The following is an 11,048-nucleotide window of genomic DNA, read 5'->3' on the forward strand; positions in this document are numbered from 1 at the left end:
ATAACGCTTAAATAGAGCCGTAAACGTTTCCATAACGCGCTAAACTAGCGCTTTGAAGAAAACACACATGTTTTGTCATCAGGCGTACACCTTGGGAGCTTATGTTCAAGCGTTATTTGCCCATTCTGACCTGGCTGCCCCACTACCATAAGCGACTGCTTGGTGCTGATGTGATGGCAGGGTTAATCGTGACCATCATGGTCATTCCGCAGTCACTTGCATACGCCTTACTGGCAGGATTGCCCGCCGTTGTCGGCCTGTATGCCAGTATTTTGCCCCAGCTGTTGTATACCGTGTTAGGTACTAGCCGCACACTAGCCGTGGGGCCCGTGGCCATTATTGCATTGATGACCGGTGCTGCACTCTCTTCAGTGGCCCCCCCTGACAGTGATGCCTATTTACAGGCAGCCTTGGTACTGTCGCTACTGTCGGGAGGCATACTGATCATTATGGGTGCATTGAAAATGGGCTTTTTTAGCAACTTTCTAAGCCACCCGGTTATTTCCGGTTTCTTAACGGCATCAGGCATCCTTATCGCCATCAGTCAACTCGGTAGTTTACTCGGTGTAACCAGCAGCGGTTTTACTCTGATTGAGCGGGCTGTCACACTTCTGCCCAACCTGTCCACTTTCAACCCCTATACCCTGGCTATTGGCGCGGGCACTCTGGTGTTTCTTGTAGCCATGCGCCGTTATGGCAAACAGAGCCTGAGCGCAGCGGGTATGCCACCCTCACTGGCCGACTTGGTCACCAAAGCAGGCCCGGTGTTTGCCGTTGTTGTCACCACCCTGGCCACCTGGCACTGGCAACTCTCGGACGCAGGTGTTGAGGTTGTCGGCACTATCCCCGGCGGCCTACCAGCACTTAGTTTCCCTTGGGGCGATACATCACTGTGGCGAGCCTTGCTGATTCCAGCGCTATTGATCAGTCTGGTGGGGTTTGTTGAGTCTGTTTCCATGGGGCAAATGCTGGCAGCAAAACGACGCCAACGAATTTCCCCCAACCAGGAACTGATAGGCTTGGGTGCGGCTAATCTGGCAGCAGGCGTTACCAGCGGCATGCCTGTAACCGGTGGATTATCCCGCACTGTCATAAACTACGATGCCGGTGCACAAACGCCTGCCGCTGGTGCCTTTGCAGCGTTGGGCATTGCCCTGGTGACGATGTCGTTTACTGGCTGGCTTTACCACTTACCGATTGCCACCCTGGCTGCCACTATTACAGTGTCTATTTTAACCCTGGTAGATATCCCCATGCTGCGCCAGACATGGCGCTATTCCCGCAGTGACTTTGCCGCGATGGCGGTTACTATTCTGCTGACCCTGATTGAAGGTATTGAGGCTGGTATCATTGGTGGCATCACTCTCTCCATCGCACTGTTTCTTTATCGTACCAGCCGCCCCCATAGCGCGCTGATAGGCCGGGTGCCGGACACAGAGCATTTCCGCAATATAGAGCGTCACAATGTTGAGACAATCAGTAATGTGGCGCTGCTGCGTATTGATGAGAGCCTATATTTCGCCAATGCCCGCTACCTGGAAGATACTGTCTATAACCTGGTTGCCAGCCATCCGGAACTTGAGCATGTGGTGCTGATATGCTCGGCGGTGAACCTGATTGATGCTTCTGCCCTGGAAAGCCTGGATGCGATTAATGCCCGATTAAAGGACTCTGATGTAAAACTGCATCTATCTGAAGTAAAAGGGCCCGTCATGGATCAACTTAAAAAAAGCGACTTCCTCGATGCCCTGACGGGCCGGGTATTCTTGAGCAACTACGCAGCATGGCAAGAGTTTTCCTAGCCCACGCCATTCCAGCCACTTAAAAAGCCAGGAATTTTCCTGGCTTTTTTGCATGAAGACGAAACCATTTTGGTGTAGCTCACAGAACAGCGTTGACAGCCCCCCTTTGGCTTACCTACTATCACCCGACCACCAAGCAAAACAAGATACCGCACAGCAAAACAAGATGTAGCAAATTGTAAAGACAACCACAATAAAGGAGCATTCAAATGCGCCCATTAGCTCACTATCTACTGATGACAGCCCTACCACTCTCCCTGCTGGGCGCTGCCGCAAGCTACGCTAACGATGTAGAACTACCCAGCACGATGGCGTGGACAGCCTACGGCACCAATTCCAGCGGCTATGCACAGGCGGTCGCCATCGGCAATATGCTGCAGAATAATTACGGCTCCTCGGTACGCATCCTCCCTGGTGATAATGATGTATCGCGTATGACCCCTCTTAAACAGGGCCGTGTTGACCTATGCGCTTGTGGAATTGCCAGCTACTACGGCGTAGAAGGTGTCATGATGTTTGCCGACCGGGATTGGGGTCCTCAACCCCTGCGGGTTATTACCACCTCCACGGCTTCTTTTGGTCTCTCACTTGCGGTCGCAGGTGATTTAGAGATTGAAACACCTGCGGATTTAGCTGGTAAGCGTATTGCCTATATCCGTGGGGACGACGCTCTCAACAAAGGAACCGAAGCCTATTTAGCCTTTGGTGGCCTGACATGGGATGACGTGGAGCGAGTGGATTACCCCGGCTACGGACGTTCGTTCGATGGCATTATTGCCGGTGATGTGGACGCCTCCTTTACCACTACCGTCACTCCACCAGCCCAGCAGCTTGCCAGTAGCCGACGTGGTATTAGCTGGCCAGTACTGGCCCCGGATGATGAAGCGGGCTGGGAGCGCATGATGACGGTTGCTCCTTATTTCCGCCCCCATGAAGTCACCGCCGGTGCTGGTGGTATTAATGCCGACAATCCTATCCCCAGTGCCAGTTACCCCTACCCAATCGTGGTTGCCAATCATGACCTAGAAGATAACGTGGCTTATGGTCTGATCAAAGCAATGCAGGAAAACTACGACGACTATAAGAATAATGCACCAGGAGCCGTCGGCTACGCACTGGAATACCAGGATATGCAGTGGGTGGTTCCGTTCCATGATGCCGTCGTCGAGTACTACAAAGAGATCGATGTATGGACCGATGAGATGCAAGCGCATCAGGATCATCTGGTTGAGCGCCAAAAAGTGCTTCTCGACGCCTGGGAGCAATTTATCCAGGACGCGCCCAGCGATGACGATGCCTTCGCCAGCGAGTGGATGGCCGCCCGGGCCACCGCGCTAACCGCTGCCAACTTCGACGCTATCTTTGAGTAACGCCAACCGGGCGGCCATGGCCGCCCTGCTGATTGACGGAATGACCTATGAGCATAGATACCATATCTGCTGATAGCCAGCAGGTTAAAGAAAAAATCAGCCAAACTCGCCAGTTACCCAATGTCATCAGTTGGGTTCCCGCCGCGGTTACCATTGTGCTGATGCTGATAACACTGGATTACCTGTTTAACTGGGGCTGGCTCACTTTTGTTACTGGTTTAGAAACTCAATTCTACTATGCAGTGGTTGCATTACTGTTACCGCTGGTTTTTTTGCTCTGGCCGATGCGCGCCACACAGCAGGAGCGACCGATTCCCTGGTATGACTATCTGCTAAGCGCGGTCACCCTGATTGTCGGGAGCTATTTTGTCTATAACGCCTTACCCATTCTGGAGCGCGGCTGGGCCTTTGCCGCCCCGGATATCGCCATTTATGCCAGCTACGCTTATTGGGTGCTGATCATAGAAGCAGCCCGACGGGCAGGCGGTTTGCCAATCGCCATTATCGCAGGGCTATTTTCACTTTACCCGCTGGTTGCCGATATTGTCCCTGGTCCCATTCAGGCATTCCCTTCCAGCCTTGAAGAAACAGCCATGTACCACACCATGAGTACTGAAAGCATCATGGGGGTACCACTGCAAGCATTCGCCGGTCTTGTGATTGGCTTTCTGGTGTTTGGTGTGGTGCTGCAAAAAAGCGGCGGCGGCAGGTTTTTCATTAATCTGGCTTTTGCGCTATTGGGCCATGTTCGCGGCGGCCCGGCCAAAGTATCAATTTTCTCCAGTGGCCTGATGGGGTCCATGAGCGGCAGTGTAATCAGTAACGTACTAACCACCGGTGTTTTATCCATCCCCGCTATGCGCCGCATTGGCATGAGCCGTTCTTTTGCAGGTGGTGTGGAGGCCTGCGCCTCCACGGGTGGCGTACTGATGCCCCCGGTAATGGGTGCCACCGCCTTTGTCATGGCCATGTTTCTGGATATTCCTTACTCTGCGGTAGCACTTGCCGCCGTTATCCCCTCTATTCTCTATTTCCTGGGGTTGTTTATCCAAATTGATGCCTATGCGGCGCGCCACGAGATCAAGGGATTACCCGCCATTGAACTGCCATCTCTTAAGCAAACGCTGAAAGAGGGCTGGTACTTCATCTTCGTGTTTGGACTACTGGTATGGATGCTACTGATTATGCAACGTGAAGCGGTGGCACCTTTTTATGCGACCGCCCTGTTGTTGGTACTCAACCAGCTCTCCAGACACAATCGTTGGGGGTGGAAGGATGTCGCTGACACCCTTTCGTCGGCAGCCAAGCTGTTTGCGGAACTGATCGCGATTCTCGCCGGTGTTGGTATGCTCGTTGGCGCACTTTCCATGACCGGGCTTTCCGGCACCATTGCCAATGACTTTATCAATATCGCCGGTGGTAGCGTGCCGCTACTGTTGATCATGGGGGCTATGACCAGCTTTGTGTTGGGCATTGGCATGACAGTGACCGCGGCTTATATCTTCCTCGCCGTGGCCCTGGCTCCCGCCTTGATTCAAGGTGGTGGCCTGGACCCCATGGCAGTGCATATGTTCATCCTTTACTGGGGCATGCTGAGCTTTATCACACCTCCGGTGGCACTGGGTGCTTTTGCCGCCGCCACTGTTGCAGGCGCACGTCCCATGGAGACCGGCTTGCAGGCAATGCGGCTGGGTAGCGTGATCTACTTTATCCCCTTCCTGTTTGTGCTCAACCCGGCACTGATCATGCAGGGTGCACCGCTTATGATTGTGGCTGTCTTTATTCAGGCTGTGATCGGCATCATCCTGTTTGCCTCCGCCATGCAGGGCTACCTGATGGGCGTGGGTCGGCTCGGCTACGGCGCACTACAGGAACCAGTGATTCGAGGGTTGGTGTTAATCGCAGGTCTACTGTTGGCGTTACCGGGCGGCGGAATGGTGCCGCTTAGTCAGTTGGAGCTGATTAGCCTATCGCTTGCAGCACTACTCCCTGGCGTTCTACTGGCGCGTATAAGCCAGCGTCACCATCAGCGAACATTAGCGACTGGCACCTAACCCCAGTGGACTCCATAACGCGTTTATCGCAAAACCACCCTGCCCCATGCCGCCTACGGGCGGCTTTTTGTTCTGCATTGCGAAATGATGTTTTACAATATTGACTCGGCCAATAACTACCGCCATGATTAATAAATTCCAATAAACAACCACTAGTTTCATCATGCGGAATACGGGAGTTTGTCATGTCTGTTTTTTACCAATGCCACGGCAACGTTGGCGTTATTTGCATCGCCAACCCTCCGGTTAATGCCCTTAGTCATGCTGTGCGTAGTGGCCTGGTCAACGCACTTGCAGAGGGCATTGCCGATCAGCAGGCCAGGGCGCTGGTGGTAATGGCGGATGGGCGTACTTTCATTGCCGGTGCGGATATTCGTGAATTTGGCAGGCCTCCCCAAACGCCTTTGCTTTCCGATGTCATCACCCAGTTAGAAGCCTGCCCCAAACCGCTGATTGCGGTTCTACACGGCACTGCGCTGGGTGGCGGCCTGGAGGTTGCACTTGGCTGCCACTACCGCACTGCGCTGAGAGGCACCCGTGTAGGTTTGCCGGAGGTAAAACTGGGCCTCCTGCCCGGCGCCGGAGGCACCCAACGCTTACCGCGCCTGGTTGGTGTGGAAACTGCATTAGAAATGATTACCAGCGGACGCTTTGTTGGGGCAGATGAAGCGCTGGAAACCGGCATTATTGACACTATTAGCGATGCCGGAACACCCCTGGAAGCGGGACTAGCAGCTGCCCAGGGCATCCTGGCGGGAAAACAAACATCACGTATCACCGGCCAATTACCCACTCCCAACGCCAATCCCCAGGCAATCGCCGCTGCTCATAAACACCTCAAACAACAAGCTCCCGAGCTTTTTTCACCGTTTCGCATTGTCGAAGCGATTGAGGCCTGCATGACGTCAGAATCGCTCAGTGCTGGTTTACAGCGGGAGCGGGAGCTGTTTCTCGCGTGTATGGACTCCCCCCAGCGCGCTGGGCTTATCCACCTCTTTTTTGCTGCCAGAAATCCGCACATCGTGCCTGGTGTCGAAAACGCCACACCGTTTGAGCATGTTGCGTTAATGGGTGAGCATCCACTGTTTGAGCAGCTTCATAAAGCCGCCCAGCGTGCCCATATCAAGCTTACCAACGCACCGCATAACGCAACCGAGCTATGCATACTCTCCCCTGGTTCTCACGCCGACTACCCCTCAACGGCCACCGCCATCGCGCTGCAAGTCTTAACAGAGCCTGCCCCGGCTACCGAGCTAACTCTGGTCCTCGCCGAAAGTGGCCCGTTTCATGAGTTGGTTAACCAAAGTGCAGATGCTGTCACTCAGCAACGGGCTGCCCTAACGCTGAAAGCGCTACGGGTAAATGTGGTGGTAAGCCGGAAGAGTGGTCTTCTCAACACGCTGCATGCTGCAGCCGAGCCAGCGGCGGCTCGTGATAAAAATGCTTCGCTGGAGCAAGCCACCCTGAGCCTTGCGGAAAACGGCTGTTGCTACCGAGAAAGCGACATTGACCTGCTGGCGGTAGAAGCCCTGGGTTACCCACGCCACTTAGGTGGACCATACCATCAGGCCACACTTGCTGCGGCTGCCAAGAAGGATACATTGTCATGAACCTCACATTTACTCCCGAGGAGCGGGCCTTTCGTGCAGAGGTACGTGCCTTTTTAGCCGACGCGCTACCCAACGACATTACTGAACGCGTACGTCTGGGGCGCTATTTAAGAGCAGATGATCATACTCGCTGGCAGAATATTCTCAGCAAACGCGGCTGGCTGGCTGCAAACTGGCCAAAAGAGTACGGCGGTCCCGGTTGGAGTCCTGTGCAACGGCACATTTTTGATGAAGAGTGTGCCGCTGCTCATGCGCCAAGCATAGTGCCATTTGGTGTCAATATGGTGGCTCCGGTCATTATGAAATTCGGCACCGATGCACAGAAAAAGCACTACTTGCCACGCATTCTGAACAATGAGGACTGGTGGTGCCAGGGCTATTCAGAGCCAGGCGCAGGCTCCGACCTGGCGGGTCTTAATACCCGTGCCGTGCGGGACGGCGGCCACTATATTGTCAATGGTCAGAAGACATGGACCACCCTGGGGCAGCACGCCAACATGCTGTTCTGCCTGGTACGCACCAACCCACAGGCCAAAAAACAGGCAGGCATCAGTTTCCTGCTGATCGACATGCAGAGCCCTGGCATTACGGTGCGACCTATCATTACTCTCGACGGTGCCCATGAAGTTAACGAAGTCTTTCTCGACAATGTCCGTGTCCCGGTTGAAAACCGCGTCGGCGAAGAAGGGGAAGGCTGGACCTGCGCCAAATTCCTGCTCACTCATGAACGCACCGGTATTGCTGGGCTTGGCCACGCCAGGCAGGCGCTACGCCATTTGAAATCTGTTGCCAGCCAGATTAAGCATCGCGGTAAACCGCTACTGGAACTACCCAGCTTCCGTCTACGAGTGGTGAAGGCCGAGATTGAGTTAATGGCGCTGGAAGTCACCAACCTACGAGTGATTGCCGCTGCCCGGCATGGCAGCGTGCCGGGCGCGGAGAGTTCGCTGCTAAAAGTGCGCGGCTCCGAGCTGCGGCAAGAGATCAGTGAACTTACCCGACGTGCCCTGGGCCCTGCGGCACTGCCGTTCTTCCCCGCTTTCCTGTACGGCGATGAACCACTGGACGGCGAACTCGCCCTGCGTGCTGCCGCCAGCGCCCAGTACTTTAACCGCCGCAAGCTCTCGATTTATGGCGGCGCCAACGAAATACAAAAAAGCATCGTCGCCAAAACCATTTTAGGTATGTAAGGAGGTCACCATGGATTTTGCATTAACCGACGAACAACGCATGCTCGAAGAGACCCTCACCCGTTTGGTGGCCGACCAGGTATCCCCCCAGCAGCGGCGTACAATGTTAGCAACGCCCGCCGGGGAAACCAGCGAGCTTTGGCGCACTTTCGCAGAACTTGGCCTGTTGCATATGCCCTTTAGCGAAAAGCTAGGTGGGTTAGGCGGCGATGGCACCGACCTGATGATCATTATGCGGGCACTGGGAAAAGGTCTGGTACCCGAAGCCTATCTGGCTGGCCTAGTGCTACCGGGACAACTGCTTGCGCTTAGCAGCAACAGTGAACAACAGGCACGCTGGCTCGCACCACTACTGGAAGGTGAACACCAGTTGGCGCTTGCCTGGCAGGAACACAGCGCCCGTTACGACACCTTCGCAGTTACCACAGCGAGCCAGCACGGCAACCAGTGGCAATTAAGCGGCAGAAAAGATGTAGTGATGAATTTGGCAGCCGCCGCCGCTATCCTGGTCACCGCCACTTTGCCAAGCGGCAAATTGGGCCTATTTATCGTGCCCGCCAACACACCAGGAGTCGCCCAGCACTGCTATCACACCATAGATGATCAGCCCGCTGGCGACCTGGTACTGACAAATGTCACGGTTCCGGCAGACCATTGTTTAAGTGACGATGTCAGTGATGCCATTGCCGAGGTACTCGCTATGGGTCGTGCAGCGCTCTGTGCAGAAGCAATCGGCACCATGGAGGCAACCTGCGACCAAACCCTGGCCTATTTGAAAGAGCGCAGGCAGTTTGGTTTACCACTAGCCAGCTTCCAGGCCTTGCAGCACCGCATGGTGGATATGCACTTACACCTGGAACAATCACGCTCAATGACCATCCTGGCGGCCACCAGCCTTTCATTACCGGCCAGGCAACGGGATTACAAGATTGCGGCGGCCAAGGCATACTGCGGTGAATCCGCGCGCTTTATTGCCGAACAGGCCATTCAGTTGCATGGCGCAATAGGCATGACGGAAGAGTGCTATGTTGCCCACTATGCCAAACGGCTGGTGATGTTCGATCACTACCTGGGCGATAGCGACTACCATCTGGAAACAGTCAGCGATGGTTTACAAGTGGCCTAGGGAGCGTTACATGCCCGACTACAACAGTGAATTGATTCATGTCAGCACTATTGAAAATGGCATTGTCGAAGTAGCTATTGCACGCCCTGCCGTCCGCAATGCCCTCAATGAAGCTACCGCCCTGGCACTCAACAAAGCCCTGGCAGCCGTTGCGGATAACGATCAGATACGCTGTGCCATTCTGCATGGAAAAGGTAGCTCGTTTTGCGCTGGCGCGGATCTGGCTGAGTTTGAAAAAGCCTCTTCGCAACCTGCCAGCGAGCGGTTAGAGACCCTTTTTTTACCGGCCCTGCGCCTATTGATGACAATGGAAAAGCCGGTGATTGCCGCCATCAACGGTGCCGCCGCGGGTATTGGCGTCTCGTATGTACTGGCTAGCGATATGGTGGTGATGGGGTGCTCTGCCTACCTGAAACTGGCCTTTATCAATATTGGCCTTATTCCCGATGGCGGTGCCTGCTGGCATCTGGTGCGTCAGCTCGGCCATACCCAGGCGTTTGAAATGGCGGCACTGGCCACACCTATCTCTGCCGCGCACTGCTTATCTTTGGGTCTGGCCAACCGGGTTGTCGACGATGAGCGTGTGCTGGAGGAAGCCCGCGACCTCGCACACACACTGGTCACTCAGTCACCCCAGGCGCTCAGCGCTACCAAATATGCGCTCAGAAAAGCGGCCCAACACACCCTTAATGACACCATGATACTGGAGGGCGAGCTTCAGGATCAGTGTAAAGCGTCTGAGGATTTCCAGTCACGAGTGGCAGCGTTTCGTCAACGCCGCCGCAATTGAGCCAGCGCCTGATGATAGTCATCGCGTAGCGTGGCCACTTCATTGGCCACGCTGCTCATAGAGGCAATCCCTCCTACACCCTGCCCCGCCCCCCAAATATCTCTCCACGCTTTTGCTTTACTGCTGCCGCCAGAACCATAGCGCATTGACGTTTTATCACCTTCAGGCAGGGCATCAGGATCCAACCCCGACTGCTCAATACTTTGGCGCAGATAGTTACCGTGCACGCCGGTAAACAAGTTGGTATAAACAATATCCCCCGCTGCTGCATCAAGCACCATCTGCTTGTACGCCGCTTGCGCGTTTGCCTCTTGGGTGGCGATAAAACGTGTTCCCATATACACCAGGTCCACACCAAGCGCCTGGGCAGCCACAATCTGTTCACCCTTGGTGATGGCACCCGCCAACACCAGGGGGCCATCGTAAAAGCGGCGCACTTCGGCCACAAACGCAAAAGGGTTTAACCGCCCGGCATGACCGCCAGCACCATGGCATACCAAAATCAAGCCATCCACTCCTGCATCAATCGCTTTTCTGGCATGCCGAAGTGTTGTGACATCGTGAAAGACGAACCCACCGTAGGTATGCACCTGCTCAACCACTCGTTCAGGTGAATGCAAGCTGGTAATCACCAGTGGCACCTTAAATTCAGCGCACAGCGCTACATCGTGCTCAAGGCGGTCGTTGGTGGGGTGCACAATCTGGTTAACTGCAAAGGGGGCAGCGGGCTGTTGTGGGTGGCATGCATCATACTCCGCCAGGGTACCGGTGATCTGTTGTAGCCACTCCCTCAGCGTTTCGGCGGGCCGGGCATTAAGTGCTGGAAAAGCGCCGATAATGCCAGCCTGACACTGGGCAATGACCAGCTCAGGCCCGGAGACAATAAACATCGGAGAGCCAATTACCGGCAGAGTTGTTGAAGCGATCAGTCGGGTTAACATGGGGTACTCGCTGGCTATTATTGTAAGTGCAAGTAGCGTTACAACTTGCTCTCAAGCTCCGGCAGAATCTCGAACAGATCGCCCACCAGACCATAGTCCGCCACCTGGAAGATCGGTGCTTCTTCGTCTTTGTTCACCGCAACGATCACCTTGGAGTCTTTCATG

8 protein-coding genes and 1 pseudogene are annotated in these 11,048 nt (G+C 54.8%); 7 read left to right on the forward strand and 2 right to left on the reverse strand.

Features of this window, described 5'->3' with window-relative positions:
• The first annotated feature begins 101 nt into the window (after positions 1–101).
• The 7 genes from HP566_RS04880 (at position 102) to HP566_RS04910 (ending at position 9,942) form a co-directional block, all read left to right on the forward strand.
• Positions 102–1,802 carry a SulP family inorganic anion transporter gene (locus tag HP566_RS04880; protein WP_249976138.1) on the forward strand — a complete coding sequence of 567 codons (1,701 nt, stop codon included), beginning with the start codon at positions 102–104 and terminating at the stop codon, positions 1,800–1,802.
• 209 nt (positions 1,803–2,011) lie between these two features.
• A complete protein-coding gene (locus HP566_RS04885) occupies positions 2,012–3,172 on the forward strand; it encodes a TAXI family TRAP transporter solute-binding subunit (RefSeq protein WP_249976139.1) in 1,161 nt (386 codons plus the stop codon).
• Positions 3,173–3,219: 47 nt separating this feature from the next.
• On the forward strand, positions 3,220–5,226 hold the full coding sequence (locus tag HP566_RS04890) for a TRAP transporter permease (protein WP_249976140.1): 2,007 nt from the start codon (positions 3,220–3,222) through the stop codon (positions 5,224–5,226).
• Positions 5,227–5,411: 185 nt separating this feature from the next.
• The gene (locus tag HP566_RS04895) at positions 5,412–6,836 is read left to right on the forward strand and encodes an enoyl-CoA hydratase/isomerase family protein (RefSeq protein ID WP_249976141.1); all 1,425 of its coding nucleotides are present in this window, start codon (positions 5,412–5,414) and stop codon (positions 6,834–6,836) included.
• Entirely contained in the window at positions 6,833–8,026 is a 1,194-nt protein-coding gene (locus tag HP566_RS04900; protein WP_249976142.1) for an acyl-CoA dehydrogenase family protein, read from the forward strand. The genes HP566_RS04895 and HP566_RS04900 overlap by 4 nt, the downstream gene beginning before the upstream one ends.
• 10 nt (positions 8,027–8,036) lie before the next feature.
• Complete coding sequence (locus HP566_RS04905; RefSeq protein ID WP_249976143.1) at positions 8,037–9,152, forward strand: acyl-CoA dehydrogenase family protein; 1,116 nt, start codon at positions 8,037–8,039, stop codon at positions 9,150–9,152.
• Positions 9,153–9,162: 10 nt separating this feature from the next.
• Positions 9,163–9,942 (forward strand): enoyl-CoA hydratase/isomerase family protein, encoded by a 780-nt coding sequence (locus HP566_RS04910; RefSeq protein WP_249976144.1) that lies wholly within the window; start codon positions 9,163–9,165, stop codon positions 9,940–9,942.
• Here the strand turns inward: HP566_RS04910 and HP566_RS04915 are convergent.
• Together HP566_RS04915 and HP566_RS04920 are read right to left on the reverse strand one after the other, a co-directional pair.
• The gene (locus HP566_RS04915; protein WP_249976145.1) at positions 9,924–10,883 is read right to left on the reverse strand and encodes an NAD(P)H-dependent flavin oxidoreductase; all 960 of its coding nucleotides are present in this window, start codon (positions 10,881–10,883) and stop codon (positions 9,924–9,926) included. The genes HP566_RS04910 and HP566_RS04915 overlap by 19 nt on opposite strands.
• A 38-nt stretch (positions 10,884–10,921) precedes the next feature.
• Positions 10,922–11,048, reverse strand: a pseudogene (locus HP566_RS04920) (electron transfer flavoprotein subunit alpha/FixB family protein); the annotation flags it as partial.

The organism is Vreelandella olivaria, from assembly GCF_023507745.1.
GTDB classification, from domain to species: domain Bacteria; phylum Pseudomonadota; class Gammaproteobacteria; order Pseudomonadales; family Halomonadaceae; genus Vreelandella; species Vreelandella olivaria_A.

Coding starts and splice junctions, on each gene's coding strand:
- HP566_RS04880 (WP_249976138.1), top strand. CDS start 102: ATGTTCAAGCGTTATTTGCCCATTCTGACCTGGCTGCCCCACTACCAT.
- HP566_RS04885 (WP_249976139.1), top strand. CDS start 2,012: ATGCGCCCATTAGCTCACTATCTACTGATGACAGCCCTACCACTCTCC.
- HP566_RS04890 (WP_249976140.1), top strand. CDS start 3,220: ATGAGCATAGATACCATATCTGCTGATAGCCAGCAGGTTAAAGAAAAA.
- HP566_RS04895 (WP_249976141.1), top strand. CDS start 5,412: ATGTCTGTTTTTTACCAATGCCACGGCAACGTTGGCGTTATTTGCATC.
- HP566_RS04900 (WP_249976142.1), top strand. CDS start 6,833: ATGAACCTCACATTTACTCCCGAGGAGCGGGCCTTTCGTGCAGAGGTA.
- HP566_RS04905 (WP_249976143.1), top strand. CDS start 8,037: ATGGATTTTGCATTAACCGACGAACAACGCATGCTCGAAGAGACCCTC.
- HP566_RS04910 (WP_249976144.1), top strand. CDS start 9,163: ATGCCCGACTACAACAGTGAATTGATTCATGTCAGCACTATTGAAAAT.
- HP566_RS04915 (WP_249976145.1), bottom strand. CDS start 10,883: ATGTTAACCCGACTGATCGCTTCAACAACTCTGCCGGTAATTGGCTCT.